The following is a 17123-nucleotide window of genomic DNA, read 5'->3' on the forward strand; positions in this document are numbered from 1 at the left end:
TATTATTGTTAATTTAGCAACATATAAAAATTTATTATGCCAATCGACTGTATCAGCTATCAGAATTCCGGATATTTCTCTCCTTTGATGAATGATTATTTAAACCAGAAAACAAACTTACAATCCCTATATAACAGATTTCCAACGCTTGAAAACTTTGAAGGGCAAATTCTGGAGAAGCAAGCAAATTTTGATGATACTTCCCGAAAAACATTGGTTTCCGTTTTACAGAAACAATATTTAAATATTGAAACTTCGGCTTTGACCAAACAAAATATTGACGCTTTAAGTACTACCAATACATTTACTGTTACTACAGGACATCAATTAAATTTATTCAGTGGTCCTTTATATTTCTTGTATAAAATTATTTCTACTATTAATTTAACAAACGAATTAAAAGCGAAATACCCAACGTATCAATTCGTCCCCATTTATTGGATGGCAACCGAAGACCATGATTTTGAAGAAATCAATTATTTTAGTTTTAAAGGTAAAAAATTCCATTGGAACAGAGAAAGTACTGGTCCTGTTGGGAGATTATCCACTGAAGGTTTGGATGAATTTCTTGAAATATTTGCATTGGAAATTGGTTCAAGTTTGAATGCAAACGCCATAAAAAAAATATTTCAAGATTCGTATCTCAATCATAGCAATCTAGCCGATTCCACTAGACATTTAGCGAATGCTTTGTTTGGAATTTACGGATTAGTAATTCTTGACGCTGATGATCAAGATTTAAAACGCAATTTTATTCCTTATATAAAAGAAGAACTACTCCAGCAATCTTCTCATTCATTAGTACTTGAAACTGCCGAAAAACTAAAAGAGTATACCGTTCAAGTAAATCCTCGTGAGATCAACTTGTTTTATATCGAGGATAATTTACGTGAACGCATCCTATTTGAAAACAATACATACAAAGTAAACCATACAAAAATTGAATTTTCTGAAACGGAAATTCTAACACTATTAGAAAACCATCCTGAAAAATTCAGTCCTAATGTGATTATGCGACCGTTGTATCAAGAAGTGATTTTACCCAATTTATGTTACATTGGCGGAGGTGGAGAAATTGCGTATTGGTTGGAATTGAAATCTTTTTTTGAAGCAGTAAATATTACTTTCCCAATACTTTTGCTAAGAAATTCAGTGGTATTAGCGACTGTAAAACAGTCAAAAAAAGCAGATAAATTGGATTTGACTTGGAATGATTTATTTTCAAAGCAAGCCAATTTAATAAATAACAGAACCAAACAATTATCGGAATTTCCAATCGATTTGACTAATCTGAAAGAGCAATTACAAAAACAATTTGAAGCGCTTTATGAAGTAGCAAATAAAACCGATGACTCTTTTATTGGTGCGGTAAAAGCGCAGGAAGTAAAACAAACCAAAGGATTAGAAAATCTGGAAAAGCGATTACTGAAGGCGCAAAAAAGAAATTTAAGCGCTATTTTACAACGCATTATTGACTTACAAAACGAATTGTTTCCCAACCAAAGTTTACAGGAACGTCAAGCTAATTTTTCGGAATTCTATTTGGAAAACGGAGAAAATTTAATTCCCACATTGGTAAAACAATTAAAACCGTTGCAATCTAATTTTGATATAATTGTACTTTAATTAAAATCCGTAATATTTCAATACATTATTTGTAAAACCATTCCATAAAAAAATACTATTTTTGCACAAAATTTAAAAAACACAAAAATGGCTACGAATAGAACTTTTACAATGATTAAACCTGATGCTGTTGCTAACGGACACATCGGAAACATACTTGCTATGATTACCACTGCAGGTTTCAAAATTGTTTCTTTGAAATTAACACAATTAACTGTAGCTGATGCACAAGCATTTTATGAAGTTCATGCTGCAAGACCATTTTATGGTGAATTAGTGGAATTCATGTCAAGAGGACCAATTGTTGCTGCTATTTTAGAAAAAGACAACGCTGTTGAAGATTTCAGAACTTTAATTGGTGCTACAAATCCTGCTGAAGCTGCTGAAGGAACTATCCGTAAAGCATACGCTACTTCTATAGGAGAAAATGCAGTTCACGGTTCTGATAGCGATGAAAATGCTGCTATCGAAGGTGCTTTCCATTTTGCTGGAAGAGAGCAGTTTTAATTTATGATTGCAGATTAAAGATTTTTGAATTAAGATTTAAAAAATCCTATAAAACAGAAAATCCCGTTTCAAAAATTTGAAACGGGATTTTTATTTAAAATCACAGAAATCTAAAATATTTATCTCAAAACAACATCTTTAACAACATCACGACGCAATTCCTCGTTAATCATGGCAACAATTTTTGATCTGCCATGACTCAATTCTTCCCTTAATACCGATGAAGTTAGCTCCACGTACAATGTACTTCCTCTCAAAACCACATTATTCGTATAACTGTTCACACCGTTCCCCATCAGGTTTTTCCATGCGTCTTTAACGTCAATTTGATCCATTCCGGGTTGCAGTTTATTCACCTGGATGATTTGTTTCAAAACATCCCCAATCGTACTTTGATTATTTAACCTTTTTGCCATCTCCCAGTAAATTTATTGGTCCCGTTTTCTTGTAATGATATTCTTTTTTTTCTGCATTCAGCAACACTAATTCTTCATCGGTCAAAGTGATTAATTCCTCACTCCATTTCGTAAAAGGAGTCGAATAATCGATATAAGCTTTGTCGTCTTTGAATCGTACCGTCACGTTTTCATAAGCATCATTCACCAAAAAAGTCCCGTCTAATTGCGGCATCACTTTCTTCCGAATTCCTTTATTATTTTTGTCAATTTTGAAATAATCATAACTTTCATTTATACTGTAGTCCTTCTCTTTTAAGGTATCAAAAGTAACCTTCTCGATTTCCCAATACCCATCTAATTTTGAAATATCGGCAGGTTTTATCTTTTGTTGACACCCCACAAAAAAGAGTGCTATAAAAAGAATGCAAAATGTATTTTTCATATTTAATTTATTTTTAGGAGCTATTTCCCGCTTTCCACTTCAATCTTTCCCGTCCTGAACTTTGTTTCAGAATCCTGAAACAAGTTCAGGACGGGAAAGGATTTACGTTACAATCAGGGCTATGGCATTCGAATTAAAAAGAAGCTTAATTCCAAAAACAAAGTTAAACTTAATAAACTCAAACAAAAACAAAAAATTCAACACCCTTTAAACTATTTTATATGTCAGGAACAACTTGGAAAACAAAATCAATTGCAAGTTTCGGTTGAAAAAAAACCGCTGTACAGCCACTTTTAGATTATTTAGAACTGAAACTTTCAAAAGGTTTCCATTCTGGTTCACGGTAGAATTTAATGAAAATTAAGAGATAATGTAGTAAAACACAATTAGGTCTTTATACAACAAAGGAAAATTGACGCAATCACAAAAGGAGATACTACCCTAATAGCAATATAACTTATCGGATTTTGACGAAACGCTGTGGTTAAAAATTAATGCTTTGTATCTGTAGTCTATTTCGTTTTTAATCGTTTGATAAAACCTAAAATAAAGAAAACCAAACCTATTACTAACAAGAAATAATAGAAACCAATGCTTTTATCTCGGATAAGATTTGCCAATATAAAAGAAACAATACTTACAAAATAAAAATAAATTGGGTTACAGTTTTTGATAGAAGAAAAATTCATTGCCTAAATATTATTTAAAAAAACTATCTACAAATTCGTATTTATTAAAAACTTGAAGATCTTCGATTCCTTCTCCAACACCTATGTATTTTACAGGAATTTGAAATTGATCTGAAATTCCTATGACAACACCACCTTTGGCAGTACCGTCAAGTTTGGTAACCGCTAAACAAGTAACCTCTGTAGCTGCAGTAAATTGCTTCGCTTGCTCAAAAGCATTTTGCCCGGTAGATCCATCTAAAACCAATAACACATCGTGTGGCGCATCACCAACAACTTTTTGCATCACACGTTTTACTTTAGTCAATTCATTCATTAAATTAACTTTATTATGCAAACGTCCTGCCGTGTCAATAATAACAATATCCGCATCTTGTGCTACTGCAGATTGCAAAGTATCAAAAGCTACAGAAGCTGGATCACTTCCCATATTTTGTCTTACAATGGGAACACCTACTCTATCCGCCCATATTTGCAATTGATCAATGGCTGCAGCACGAAAAGTATCAGCTGCACCTAAAACTACTTTATAACCCGCTTTTTTAAATTGGTAGGCTAACTTACCAATAGTGGTAGTTTTCCCCACTCCATTTACCCCAACCACCATTAAAACGTAAGGTTTCGTTTGTATTGGAATTACAAATTCGATTGCTTCACCTGAGTTGGTCTCCGATAATAAAGCAGCAATTTCTTCTCGCAGAATTTCATTCAATTCTTCTATACCCAGATATTTATCTGAGGCAACACGGTTTTCAATTCGGGTGATTATTTTCAATGTGGTATTCACACCAACATCTGAGGCAACAAGGATTTCTTCTAAATTATCTAAAACTTCATCGTCAACTTTTGACTTTCCGGCAACAGCTTTAGTTAATTTCGAAAAGAAATTTGTTTTTGACTTTTCAAGACCTTTATCTAATGTTTCTTTTTTCTCTGAAGAAAATATTCTTTTAAAAAAACTCATTGTATTTGTGGTATAAAAAATGATGCATAATTCCTAAAAAACTATCCGTTTTTCTAATCGGTAAATATAGAAAATAAAAAAGCTACTTCCGAATGAAAGTAGCTTTTCTATATAATATGCTTCTGAATTATTTCTTTTTCAAGAATTCATCAACTGCTTCTGGAGTCATAATAGATTCTACGAATGTATATGCCCCTGTTACTGGAGATTTCACCATTTTGATGGCTTTTGATAATCTCTTAGAAGATGTCTGTAACGATGCTACTGTTTTCTTTGCCATGACTAATTATTATTTAATTTCTTTATGAACTGTTACACGTTTCAAGATTGGATTAAATTTTTTAATCTCTAATCTGTCTGGAGTATTTTTCTTGTTCTTTGTTGTGATGTATCTTGAAGTCCCTGCAACACCTGATGTTTTGTGTTCAGTACATTCTAAAATTACCTGGATTCTATTACCTTTCTTTGCCATCTTGCTATTTTTTTATTTTGGAAGGGATTATTTAATAAATCCTTCTGACTGAGCTTTTTTCAAAACCGCAGCAATTCCATTTTTATTAATTGTTTTTATCGTAGATGCAGCTACTCTTAGAGTAATCCATCTATCTTCTTCTGGAAGATAAAAACGCTTTTTAACTAAGTTCACAGAAAATTTTCTCTTAGTTTTGTTCATAGCGTGAGAAACGTTATTTCCTACCATCGCTCTTTTACCTGTAAGGTCACAAACTCTTGACATTATACTTATCTTTTATCGTTATTCAAAATCAGGGTGCAAAGAAAAGAAAAATAAACCTATTAAACAAAGAAAATATTACACATTTTTCAAAATTTCTTTCTGTAATAGCTCTAAACTTTTAATTACCGCTCTATCTATCACTTTTTCACGTGGTTGACCAAAATTAAATTCTTCAACAATTACTTCGCTTGGTGTAGCCAATGCGATAAAAACGGATCCAATTTCAGCATCTGAGTCTCCTTTTGACGGTCCTGCATTTCCGGTTGTAGCAATTGCATAATCCGTTTTCATCATCTTTTGTACACTCAAAGCCATAGCCGAAACTACTTCTCTACTCACAACAGAATGTTCTTTTATGAGGCTTTCCGGAATACCCAATACATTAGTTTTAACCTCCGTCGCGTAAGAAACTACACTTCCTTTAAAATATTGGGATGAACCTGAAACTGAAGTCAAAACCTCAGCGATTTTTCCTCCAGTGCAACTTTCGGCAGTGGAAATGGTTTTATTTTGTTTTGTCAATATTCTTCCTACCACAACTTCCAGTGTCTCATCATCATCAAAACCAACAATGATATCATGGATTATGGCGTCCAGCGATTTTACGTTTTCTTCAATGGCCGCTTCTAATTTTTCTTTATCGGTACCTCGCGCTGAAAGGCGCAAACGAACTCTTCCCGGAGCAGGTAAATAAGCCAATTTTATAAATTCAGGAAGGTTATTTTCCCATTCTTCAATCCGTTCAGCAACCATACTTTCGCCTTGACCGTAAGTAAGAATTGTTTTATGCAGAATGTATGGGCGTTTATATTCTCGAACTACTTTCGGGACAATCTCTTGCTCTACTAAATATTTCATTTCGAAAGGGACTCCTGGAAGCGAAATAAACACCGTATTTTCTTTTTTCATCCACATTCCTGGTGCCGTACCTACCTGATTGTGAAGTACAGTACATTTTGACGGAACCAGTGCTTGATCTTTATTGATTTGAGTAATTGTCCGTTTATAAAAACCTTCTATAAGATGGGTAACATGAGCAAGAACTTTTTGATCAACAATTAATTCATCTTCAAAATAATCACAAAATGTTTTCTTGGTAACATCATCTTTTGTAGGGCCTAAACCGCCGGTAATAATAACCAGATCCACTGTGTTTTGAAGCTTCGTAAACGTATCTAAAATGTGTTTTTTATCGTCGCTTATCGAAATCATTTCGTTGATTTCAACACCAATTTTGTCCAACGATTTGGCAATAAAACCAGAATTTGTATCAACAATCTGGCCTATTAAAATTTCGTCACCTATAGTAACTATGGTTGCTTTCATATTTTAGCACTATTTGTTTGTGAGATTGCAATCCAAAAAAAGAAGATATCAATTAATGTATTCCTTTTTTTTCGTGAGGAATAAAGTGAAAATCTTCCCGATTTTTCTTCGGGAGATTACTTCACCTAATAGTTGTTTTTATAGAGCTCAGTGAAATTCGTTTGTAACGGATAGCCCGACCCGCTTTTTCAGGGGTCACACCCAAATTTTACAAATTAAAGTCTTTTTTGATTTCTTTGATCGCATCGTTAACTTGATTCTTAACGCTCTTGAAAGTTTCTTTGATGTCTTTCTTTTTACCTTCCGCTTTGGTCCAGGCTTCAACTTGAAGAATTTCTTCGAAAGCCACGTTTAAACCCATTAAATCGAGCGTTGGTTTTATCTTGTGCGCATAAGCATAAGCATGCTTATGGTCTTTCTTTTTTATTCCTTCTTTGATTTGCAGTAAATCGTCTGGAACTTCAGTAACGAACAAAGTCAAAATTTCAGTCACAAATTCTGGATCGTTGTCTGAAAGCGCGTACACTTTTGAAAGGTTGTAATTTATAGCCATTATTTTACTTGTATTCTAAATAGTTGTTGTCCTTCTAAAAACCCTTCTAAAACGTCATCTGGCTTTACAGCAGCTACTCCTTCGGGTGTTCCCGTAAAAATGATATCACCGATCTTTAACGTAAAAAACTGAGAAACATAAGAAATTAGCTCATCAATTTTCCACAACATAAGACCAGAATTACCAATTTGTACCGTTTTATTATTATTGGTTAATTCAAAAGTAATATTTTCTAATGAACTAAATTGATTTTTTGGTAAAAATTCCCCTATAACGGCTGAGCCATCAAATGCTTTTGCTTTTTCCCAGGGCAAACCTTTAGCTTTTAATTTACTTTGCAAATCACGTGCAGTAAAGTCAATTCCCACACTAATTTCGTCATAATACTTATGAGCAAACTTAGGCTCGATGTATTTACCAACCTTATTTATTTTGACAATAATTTCAATTTCGTGATGAATATCTTCCGAAAACTCCGGGATTACAAAAGGATGTTGTTTCAATAATACAGCGGAATCCGGTTTCATAAAAACCACCGGTTCTGTGGGTCTTTCGTTGTGCAATTCAGCTATATGGTTGGCATAATTTCTACCAATGCAGATTATTTTCATAACTTAGGGTTTGGATTTTGAGTTCTGGTTTTTGGAGCACTTTGTACCCAACACCTTACAAAATAATACCTATTTCGTATTCAGTTTTCGAAGTTTGATTGCTGTTAAAACTTTCTTGGTATACAAAGGAAAATCAGCATTTTGCATCCAACTGAAATAACCTGGTTCTGTTTCTAGAACTTTATTTACTTTTACTCCTTTGTGTTTTCCAAAAGCAAAAATCTCTTCATCATCTTTATCAAAAGCAATCATCCCTGCAAAATCAGCAATTCTCTTTCTTGTAGTAAATTCCGACAATGATTTCATGTCATTTTCCAAGTCAGGATAACGGTCCAGTTGCGCTTTTAATATTTCGTAAGTCGCCATAGTATCCGCTTCGGCAGAATGTGCATTTTCGAGCGTTTTTCCACAATAAAACTTGTGCGCCGCGCCTAATGTACGTTCTTCCATTTTATGAAATACGGTTTGCACATCTACTGAAACCCTACCTTTCATATCAAAATCTACTCCTGCTCTCAACATTTCTTCAGCCAATAACGGAATATCAAAACGATCTGAATTAAACCCAGCCAAATCGCTATCTTTAATCATATTGTAAACCTGTGTCGCTAATTCATTAAAAGTAGGTTCATTAGCTACTTTTTCATTAGTGATTCCATGAACAGCCGTTGTTTGAGGCGGAATAGGAATAGTTGGATTCACTAACCACGTTTTGCTTTCTTTATTTCCGTTTGGAAAAACTTTAAATATTGATATTTCTACAATTCTATCTTTTCCGATATCTATTCCTGTGGTTTCAAGATCGAAAAAGCAAATTGGTTTACTTAACTTTAATTCCATGTCTTTATTTTGTCTAGGTACAAATATAAGTGTTTGAAATGAATATCAAATTGACTGAAGCAATTTCATTATTAGAATCTATTTTTTATTCCTTAACAAAATAAATTCACTTTCTTTCCTATTCTAAAATAACATAAAAAGTAATCATTCCTGTGTAGATAAAAAGATTCGGAATTTTACCCCATTTAATACCGCTCTCAAAACAAACAGCTAATTTTTCCCACAGATACTTATCAATATTTAATAATGGTAACATTCTCTTAATATACAGGGTAATTAATAACTATAAATTTGCAAAAAATTAACACTTACATAAAAATGAAGAAATCAATAATTGCCGTTATTGGTTGTATAATTACAATTTATACCACTAACTCTCAAAATGTGGATTCAAAAACTGACAGTATTTCTAAAAAAGAAGAAAAAAAAGAAATCCTTGGCATTCAAAAAAAATGGTTTGAAAACATTAGTTTGAGAGGTTACGTACAAGTGAGATACAATGGGTTATTAGAAACCAATCCAGATTTGGGCTGTGAACAATGCGATAAAACATGGGGAGGGGACAATAATGGATTTTCTTTAAGAAGAGGCCGGATTGTACTTTCGGGTGATATAAACGAACATATCTATGTTTACATTCAACCTGATTTTGCCTCATCGGCTTCTTCCACTAATAATATTTTACAAATTAGAGATGCTTATTTTGATGTGTCTCTTGATTCCAAAAAAGAATACCGCGTAAGAATAGGACAAAGTAAAATACCATATGGTTTTGAAAACCTACAATCCAGCCAAAACCGATTGACATTAGACCGTAACGACGCATTAAACAGTGCTGTTGCGAATGAACGTGATTTAGGAATACTATTCTATTGGGCTCCTGCCAAAAAAAGAGCGTTGTTCTCAAAATTAGTTAAAGACGGACTTAAAGGAACAGGAGATTACGGTGTTTTTGGATTAGGAATTTACAATGGACAAACAGCCAATAGACCCGAAGCCAATAAAAACAAACATATAGTTGCCCGTATATCGTACCCATTTGAACTAAACCGAAACCAAATTCTTGAATTAGGCTTACAGGGTTATACAGGGAAATACGTAGTCAATTCAATAACCAGTACTGTGATTACAAAAACGGATGCAGAATATTTAGACCAACGTGTGGCCGCGAGTATTGTACTTTACCCAAAACCATTTGGTTTTCAAGCGGAGTACAATATTGGTAACGGCCCTGAATTTAATACTCGAAATAACACCATTGAACAAAAAAAATTATACGGTGGTTACGCACAGGTTTTCTACAAAATAGACATAAAAAAACAGACCATTTTACCTTTTGTTAAATACCAAATGTATCACGGTGGAAAGAAACATGAATTAGATGCCAGAAGCTATTCTGTAAATGATTTAGAGATGGGTTTTGAATGGCAGTTCTTTAAAAACCTTGAAATCGTTGCCGATTATACGATTGCCAACAGAAGATATGAAGATGCCGTAAAACGTGACAATCATCAAAAAGGCAACCTGCTCCGATTGCAAGTTCAAATGAGTTTCTAAAAAAGCGTTGTGTATATTATTAGAAATAAAGTCCGACTGAAGAATTCCAGTCGGACTTTATTTTTTATTTTTCGTTTAAAAATCTCTGTCGACATCGAAAGCTTCCAAATATTCGGCTACTCGTTTTACAAAACTACCTCCTAATGCGCCATCCACAACTCTATGATCGTAACTGTGCGACAAAAACATTTTCTGGCGAATACCAATGAAGTCCCCTTCTGGAGTTTCGATTACCGCTGGCATTTTTCGGATTGCTCCAAGCGCTAAAATCCCAACTTGCGGCTGATTGATTATTGGCGTACCAAAAACACTTCCAAAAGTCCCCACATTCGTAACGGTGTAGGTTCCGCCTTGTGTATCATCTGGTTTTAGTTTTCCTGCTTTTGCACGGCTTCCTAAATCGTTGACCGCTTTTGCCATTCCAACTAAATTTAATTGATCTGCATTTTTAATTACTGGAACGATCAAGTTTCCGTTTGGCAATGACGCCGCCATTCCAAGGTTGATATTTTTCTTCTTGATGATAAAATCACCATCTACAGAAATATTCATTCCAGGGAAATCTTTTAGTGCTTTCGCAACCGCTTCCATAAAAATTGGAGTATAAGTCAACTTCTCGCCTTCTCTTTTTTCGAATGCAACTTTATTTTTTTCTCTCCATTTTACAATATTCGTCACATCCACTTCAATAAAGGACTGAACGTGAGCTGATGTTTGTACCGAAGCGACCATATAACCCGCAATTAGCTTGCGCATTCTGTCCATTTCTATAATTTCATCCCCACCACTTAAAGATACCGGAGCTGCTTTTTGAACAACTGGAGCTGTTATTGATTTTTGAACTGCTGCAACCGCAGTTGAAACTACAGGTTGGCTTGCTCTCTCTTTTACGAACTCTAAAATATCATTTTTAGTAACTCTTCCATCTTTCCCCGTTCCCGAAATCGATTCTAATTCGGCAACAGTAACACCTTCTTCTTTGGCAATATTTTTGACCAAGGGTGACAAGAATTTTTCGGAATTTGAGAAATCTACTGGAACCGCAACCGCTTCTTTAGCTGCATCAACAGTTTTTTCAATTGCTGCAACGGCAACCGGAGCTGGAATTTCTTGCACTGTTTCCGTAACGCTGTCTGTTTCAATAATGGCAATAGTTTGCCCCACTTGAACCAAATCATCTTTACCAAACAATTGTTCCACTAAAACACCCGAAACTTCACTTGGCACTTCGCTATCGACTTTATCAGTAGCAATTTCAAGTACTGCTTCATCGGCTTCAATTTTGTCTCCAACTTGTTTCAACCAATTTGTAATAGTCGCTTCTGCAACGCTTTCTCCCATTTTAGGAAGCTTTAATTCAAATCTTGCCATATTGTTAACCTAGAAGGTGTTTTTGATTTTCAGTTTGCGAAATTACTAAATATTTTAAATATAAATTACATTAAATGTAATTTTTCACTCAATTTTAATAACCTCACCTCTTTCGTTACTATTATTACTTCCAATTAAAAAATTAGCTTGTTTTGGTATGATTTTAAAAGTAATCCCGAGGCTTCGTGACTTATTTATTGAGGATTCGAGAATTGCGATACTTTCTTTGAAAGAAACAAATTCGTTATCCAAAATAATTTCGGTTCCATACCCGCTTCTTAGCGAAGACGAAATTACCATTTTTTCTGTTTTTAAATCATGAAATGAAACTTTTTTTTGCAAAACTAAACGGAGTTTATCTGCTAATTTTTGGTTAGCCGAATACAATAGATATGATTTTGGAGTCCTTTTTAGTGTAGATTTCCCTTGAAACATTTTTACAAAAGAAAAAAAGACAATTCCTACTTTTATAAAAAGAGAGAATAATACGGATCTACGAAAATGCTTTTTATAAAAGAAATTCATGGCTTCCTGAAAACGTTTCATGTAGGTTTCGTCCTTAACGGTGCTTTCCCCTTTATAATGTATTACGGTGGTTTCATGGAAATAATAATTGGATTTTCCTTTTTGTAAAATCCGATAAGACAAATCAATATCATCTGAATACATGAAGCAATCTTCATCAAACCCGCCTACTTCAAGATACAAATCTTTTTTCATCAACATAAAAGCACCCACGAGAATATCTACTTTTCCCGTTTCGTTTTCGTTCAAATGCTGTGCATAATATTTCCCAAAAGTTCTTGATTTGGGAAACAATTTGTATAGACATGTAATTTTGGTAAAAGCGACCCAAGGTGTTGGAACGCCCCGTTTGCTTTCGGGCAGAAAAGTTCCGGTGCCATCAATAAGTTTACACCCTAGGATTCCTAAATCAGGTAGTTTTTTGGCGAAAGCCAATACTTTCGTAAACGTATCTTCGGCTACAACTGTATCTGGATTGAGAATACAAATGTATTTGCCTTGAGCTTGCGCAACTCCTATATTATTGCCTTTAGGAAAACCTAAATTCGCCTTGTTTTGAATGAGTTTTACGTTTGGAAAACGCTTTTTCATCATTTCACAACTGTCATCTTGGGAATTATTATCGACTACAATGATTTCGCTGTCAATTCTTTCTAAAGAATTTTGGACACTTAAAACACATTGTTCCAGAAAATAGCGTGCATTGTAATTGAGGATGATGACAGATAGTTGCATTGAGCAAATATAATTAGAAAATTTACCAATTAGAAAATTAGAAAATTATCTTAATAATTTATTGAGAAGACTTGGATTTTATTTATTGTTCCAAAATAACACCAAATCAATTTGTTTTTTATCCTTTAAAATAATGTAATATAATGTTGTTTGTTTTGAAATAACTAAGGAATAAATTTTACGTTTTGGACTATACTTGCCAATGGTCAGATTTTGAATCAAAAGATCAATAAAACTTTAAACTAATAGTATAAATTTCTCAACTTCATTAGTATTCGATTTTCTTAAAATAAAACCAATTCTAATCATAATTGTTGAATTGTTGAAAATATATTAAATAGAGATTTTTTTTATAAAAACACCTGTATACTATATAAAAATCAAAGAAGGATTTATATACCTGACAATCAGTATGGAATTATACGATCTAAAAATTATAGTTTGAGTTTGACCGATGGAATGAGTACAGATGACCCGAGCGATAGCGAACAGGTGAAGTAAACTACGCTTGGAGCTTGGAAAATGGCGGTTAAAAACCGAAATATTGAGGAAGATTTAATTTTTCATTCCAAAAGGTTCAATAAGCCAGCAAAAGGTTTGTAAATTTTCTTGATTGCTATAAAAAAATAACCCGCAGTATAATTCGCAAAGGAAATTGTTGTTACAATGCGGTATCGGAAAGCTTTTTTAAATCCTTAAAAACTGAATATTTATAGAAACAAACTAATTTCTAAAGAACGAATGAAACTGGAAATCTTTGAATACATTGAATTTGTTACAACAGAAAAAAAGGAGGCATTCTGATTTGAATTATGTAACTATTAAAAAATTTAACATTAAATTAATTACAAAAATTTAGCTTAGCTTAACATGTATTTTTTTTTACATATCAAATAGTAATAAACCTATATTGCAAACGATAATATCGAATTATTAAAGCGTTTTTTTGAAACAATTAATTTTTATTTAAAAATCGAAAGCTTTTCTTTTTTGCTTGCAATTGTAATTCTTGGTTTTTTTCAACAAAATTCATTTCAATAATTGCTGCTTTTCTAGGCGCTTCACTCGTTGCGCTGAAATGGGTATGAAGAACATATTGCAATTGGTGGTCTTTGTCTAAAAATAAATCGCCGTGGCCAGATCCATTTTCTCCAATTAAATTTCGAGATATGATCGGACTGGTTGTCGATTTTCTCCAAGGACCCAAAGGACTTTTACTGGTTGCGTATCCAACGGCATAATCTGGATTTCTAAAATCATTTGCCGAATAAATTAAATAATACAAACCATCTTTTTTCAATACTGTAGGCCCTTCTGCAACCAGCCAATTCACATTTTGGGTGTTTTCCCATTGTAATTCTGCAGCGATACATTCTGTAAGTGTTTCTGGTTTAACACTTAAAAGGTCGTCATTTAATTCCGCTACAAAAATTCGATTTCCATTCGTAAGCCTAACATGATACAAATATTTTTTTTCGTTATCATCTATAAAAACAAAAGGATCAATTTGCTTTACGGAGGCGGCTAATGGTTCTTTAGAGGTGTTTCTGAAAGGCCCAACTGGGTTATTACTTGTTGCTACAGCAATATTTTCATTGGCTGTATAAAACATGTAAAACTGATTGTTATACTTCAATATTTGTGGAGCCCAAAATCCTTGTGTACCATATGCATCTCCTTTTTTAAGCGCAAGACCACTTTGAGTACCAACTGGTCCTTTCCAGTTTTTTTGATCGGAAGAGGTATAGACCTGAAAACCTTCTCCGTTTAACGGGGTGTTTCCAGTTGTTGTTCCATAAAGATAATAAGTGCCTTCATTGTAAAAAATGGTCGGGTCTGCCAGAAAAATATCTTTTAATACAGCAGCAGGCGGGGGAGTTGTTTCAGTTTTCTCTTCTTTTTGTTGGGAGCATGAATTTAGACTTAGCCCTAAAAATAGAATTATAAATATTTTTTTCATTTGAGCTGTTTTAGAATTCGTTTTATTTACGAATGGAAAATTGGTAATACGAAACGGTTTGGTATTTTTTCCCTGGTTTCAAAGTAATTGATGGGAAACTAGGTTGATTGGGTGCGTCTGGAAAATGTTGGGTTTCTAAAGCGAAAGCCGTTCTGAAATCATCTTTTACTCCAGACTTAAACGTGTTTTTACCTTGCATAAAGTTTCCGCTGTAAAACTGAATCCCAGGCTCTGCAGTATAAATACCCATAGAAATCCCTGATTGGTCTCCGGTGATGGTTGCGGCATGATTGATTCCGTTTTTGATAGTTCCGTTTAGGACATAATTATGGTCGTATCCTTTTCCGAATTTTAATTGTTCATTGGTCACTTCAATGCGTTCTCCAATAGTATGTTTTTCAAGAAAATCGAAAGGAGTATGGGTAACGTCTTCTAACTTTCCTGTTGGAATTAAACCAGCATTTACAGGCGTGTATTTATTGGCAAATAATTGTAATTCATGATCCAAAACACTTCCACTGCCTTCTCCGTTTAAATTAAAAAAAGCATGATTGGTCAAATTGACAACCGTAGTTTTATCAGTGGTGGCTTCGTATTCCATTTTTAAAGTTTTATCTGCTGTAATGGTGTAAGTCACTTTTACTTCTAGTTTTCCTGGAAACCCTTGTTCCATATCGGGAGAAGTATAGGTAAAAACTAAAGTATGGTCATCCGTTTTTTCCGCATTCCAAACCACACCTTGAAATCCTTTTTTTCCGCCATGCAGTGCATTTTCTCCGTTATTTAAAGGAACATTGTATTCTTTTCCTTCCAAAGTAAATTTTCCTTTAGCAATTCGGTTTCCAACTCTGCCGATTGTAGCTCCAAAATAAGGTTCTGTCGATTTTTGAAATCCGGCAACGCTGTTCATTCCAACAACAACATCAGTGAGCTTTCCGTTTTTATCCGCTACCCATAATCCTACTAATCTTCCCCCATAATTGGTAAAAGCCGCTTTCAAACCGTTATTTTCAATCCAATATAAAGTTGTTTTTTTGTTGTCTATCTCCGCTTCAAAATTTTTAGTTTCTAAAAAAGTTTGAGGCGAATTAGCAGTCTTTTCTTGATTCATTTCTTTTTGAGTTGAATTATTGTTTTTATTTTCTTTGCAGGAAACCTGAAATACAGCAAGAATAAGGACTGTATAAATCTGAATTTTTTTCATTGTTTTAAATTTTATATTGTTTTAATAAAAAACTATTCCGCGGGAATTTCTAATTTTGTTCCTTCACTAACGGGTTCTCCAAACACAGGAAATCCATTCGAATCCCAGTTTATTTTTTGCATTCTTGGTGCTCTTTTATTCCCACAGCCTTCTCCGGGATTAGAATTTGCATGGTACAAAATCCAGTCTTCTTTTCCGTTTGGAGATTTGAAAAACGAATTGTGTCCGGGAGCAAAAACCTGATTTTTTACAGATTGTTGGAATAATGGTTTCTCTGTTTTTACCCAATAAGAAGCTTCCAGTAAATCTCCATTTCCTTGAAAATGCAACAAGCCCAAAGCATAAAAATCAGTCCAACAACCGCTGGCGGAATACACGACAAATACCTTGTCGTCGTGCATTAAAAATTGTGGTCCTTCATTGACATTCACTTGAGGCGGATTATTCGGGTCGTTTAAAGTGCCGTGTGTTTCCCAATCGAATGTTGGTGACGAAATTAAAACCCGATCGCCCTCTATTTCGCAAGGGTTTTTCATTTTAGCAATATAAATGTTCTGTTGTCCATTAGTGTCGCCTTCCCATCCTGCCCAAATCATGTAAAGACTGTTTTTATAGTTGAATACATTTCCGTCAATGGCCCATTTATCAGTTTTTGCGGCTATTTTTCCTTTAAATACCCATTCTCCTTTAAAAGGATCATCCGATTTATTTTCTAAAACGTACATTCTATGAGTCGTATTATATCCATTGTCTGCAGCAAAATAGACGTACCATTTGCCATTGATAATATGAAATTCCGGTGCCCAAATATCTGCGGAATAGTCTGTGTTTTTTGGTGCTGTCCAAATGGTTTTGCTCTCCGCATTTTTTAAATCAGCTAAACTTTTAGTTTTCCATAAAACCAGTTTATTTTGCAACGTATGGGTGTAGTAATAATATCCTTTGTAATAGGTGCTGTAAGGATCTGCACCAGATGGTAAAATAGGGTTAGTAAAGGTTTCTTGTTGCGAATAGGCTTCTGAATTACAGCCCGAGGCAATTAAGTATACAATTAGTATTAAATATTTTTTCATTTCAAT

Annotated in this window: 18 protein-coding genes; 3 read left to right on the forward strand and 15 right to left on the reverse strand. The window is 33.9% G+C overall.

Annotated features, from left to right (window positions below; genetic code table 11):
- The first annotated feature begins 36 nt into the window (after window positions 1–36).
- Both bshC and ACM55G_RS09285 read left to right on the forward strand, forming a co-directional pair.
- Window positions 37–1626: a bacillithiol biosynthesis cysteine-adding enzyme BshC gene (bshC, locus tag ACM55G_RS09280; protein ID WP_416843631.1), complete on the forward strand. Its 1590-nt coding sequence runs from the start codon at window positions 37–39 to the stop codon at window positions 1624–1626.
- Between the two features lie 87 nt (window positions 1627–1713).
- Window positions 1714–2133, forward strand: a complete 420-nt coding sequence (locus ACM55G_RS09285; RefSeq protein ID WP_039109514.1) for a nucleoside-diphosphate kinase — start codon at window positions 1714–1716, stop codon at window positions 2131–2133.
- A 119-nt stretch (window positions 2134–2252) separates the two neighbouring features.
- On the opposite strand, the gene ACM55G_RS09290 is transcribed toward ACM55G_RS09285, so the two are convergent.
- From ACM55G_RS09290 to ACM55G_RS09335, 10 genes are all read right to left on the reverse strand, one after another.
- Complete coding sequence (locus ACM55G_RS09290) at window positions 2253–2549, reverse strand: DciA family protein (RefSeq protein WP_416843632.1); 297 nt, start codon at window positions 2547–2549, stop codon at window positions 2253–2255.
- Complete coding sequence (locus ACM55G_RS09295; protein ID WP_416843633.1) at window positions 2530–2973, reverse strand: hypothetical protein; 444 nt, start codon at window positions 2971–2973, stop codon at window positions 2530–2532. The genes ACM55G_RS09290 and ACM55G_RS09295 overlap by 20 nt, the downstream gene beginning before the upstream one ends.
- 699 nt (window positions 2974–3672) lie before the next feature.
- On the reverse strand, window positions 3673–4626 hold the full coding sequence (ftsY, locus tag ACM55G_RS09300; protein WP_416843634.1) for a signal recognition particle-docking protein FtsY: 954 nt from the start codon (window positions 4624–4626) through the stop codon (window positions 3673–3675).
- Between the two features lie 127 nt (window positions 4627–4753).
- Window positions 4754–4906 carry a DUF4295 domain-containing protein gene (locus ACM55G_RS09305; protein WP_143386768.1) on the reverse strand — a complete coding sequence of 51 codons (153 nt, stop codon included), beginning with the start codon at window positions 4904–4906 and terminating at the stop codon, window positions 4754–4756.
- Between the two features lie 9 nt (window positions 4907–4915).
- Window positions 4916–5098: a 50S ribosomal protein L33 gene (rpmG, locus tag ACM55G_RS09310; protein ID WP_017495179.1), complete on the reverse strand. Its 183-nt coding sequence runs from the start codon at window positions 5096–5098 to the stop codon at window positions 4916–4918.
- A gap of 27 nt (window positions 5099–5125) precedes the next feature.
- Window positions 5126–5362, reverse strand: a complete 237-nt coding sequence (rpmB, locus tag ACM55G_RS09315; RefSeq protein WP_024980263.1) for a 50S ribosomal protein L28 — start codon at window positions 5360–5362, stop codon at window positions 5126–5128.
- A gap of 75 nt (window positions 5363–5437) precedes the next feature.
- Window positions 5438–6688, reverse strand: a complete 1251-nt coding sequence (locus ACM55G_RS09320) for a CinA family nicotinamide mononucleotide deamidase-related protein (RefSeq protein WP_416843635.1) — start codon at window positions 6686–6688, stop codon at window positions 5438–5440.
- A 208-nt stretch (window positions 6689–6896) separates the two neighbouring features.
- Window positions 6897–7241 (reverse strand): Hpt domain-containing protein, encoded by a 345-nt coding sequence (locus ACM55G_RS09325; protein ID WP_416843636.1) that lies wholly within the window; start codon window positions 7239–7241, stop codon window positions 6897–6899.
- Complete coding sequence (locus ACM55G_RS09330) at window positions 7241–7852, reverse strand: fumarylacetoacetate hydrolase family protein (RefSeq protein ID WP_416843637.1); 612 nt, start codon at window positions 7850–7852, stop codon at window positions 7241–7243. Before ACM55G_RS09330 ends, ACM55G_RS09325 begins: the two co-directional genes overlap by 1 nt.
- Window positions 7853–7921: 69 nt before the next feature.
- The gene (locus tag ACM55G_RS09335; RefSeq protein WP_416843638.1) at window positions 7922–8692 is read right to left on the reverse strand and encodes an exonuclease domain-containing protein; all 771 of its coding nucleotides are present in this window, start codon (window positions 8690–8692) and stop codon (window positions 7922–7924) included.
- A gap of 318 nt (window positions 8693–9010) precedes the next feature.
- Between ACM55G_RS09335 and ACM55G_RS09340 the strand changes: the two genes are divergently transcribed.
- Window positions 9011–10249: a porin gene (locus ACM55G_RS09340; RefSeq protein ID WP_416843639.1), complete on the forward strand. Its 1239-nt coding sequence runs from the start codon at window positions 9011–9013 to the stop codon at window positions 10247–10249.
- Between the two features lie 75 nt (window positions 10250–10324).
- Here the strand turns inward: ACM55G_RS09340 and ACM55G_RS09345 are convergent, their stop codons facing one another.
- The 5 genes from ACM55G_RS09345 to ACM55G_RS09365 form a co-directional block, all read right to left on the reverse strand.
- Window positions 10325–11620, reverse strand: a complete 1296-nt coding sequence (locus ACM55G_RS09345) for a dihydrolipoamide acetyltransferase family protein (RefSeq protein ID WP_416843640.1) — start codon at window positions 11618–11620, stop codon at window positions 10325–10327.
- 84 nt (window positions 11621–11704) lie between these two features.
- Window positions 11705–12880 carry a glycosyltransferase family 2 protein gene (locus ACM55G_RS09350; RefSeq protein ID WP_416843641.1) on the reverse strand — a complete coding sequence of 392 codons (1176 nt, stop codon included), beginning with the start codon at window positions 12878–12880 and terminating at the stop codon, window positions 11705–11707.
- A gap of 955 nt (window positions 12881–13835) precedes the next feature.
- Window positions 13836–14840 carry a glycoside hydrolase family 43 protein gene (locus ACM55G_RS09355; RefSeq protein ID WP_416843642.1) on the reverse strand — a complete coding sequence of 335 codons (1005 nt, stop codon included), beginning with the start codon at window positions 14838–14840 and terminating at the stop codon, window positions 13836–13838.
- Window positions 14841–14862: 22 nt separating this feature from the next.
- A complete protein-coding gene (locus ACM55G_RS09360; protein WP_416843643.1) occupies window positions 14863–16044 on the reverse strand; it encodes an aldose epimerase family protein in 1182 nt (393 codons plus the stop codon).
- Window positions 16045–16076: 32 nt separating this feature from the next.
- The gene (locus tag ACM55G_RS09365; protein ID WP_416843644.1) at window positions 16077–17117 is read right to left on the reverse strand and encodes a glycoside hydrolase family 43 protein; all 1041 of its coding nucleotides are present in this window, start codon (window positions 17115–17117) and stop codon (window positions 16077–16079) included.
- Between the last annotated feature and the right edge of the window lie 6 nt (window positions 17118–17123).

It is taken from the genome of Flavobacterium algoriphilum (genome assembly GCF_048158655.1).
GTDB classification, from domain to species: domain Bacteria; phylum Bacteroidota; class Bacteroidia; order Flavobacteriales; family Flavobacteriaceae; genus Flavobacterium; species Flavobacterium algoriphilum.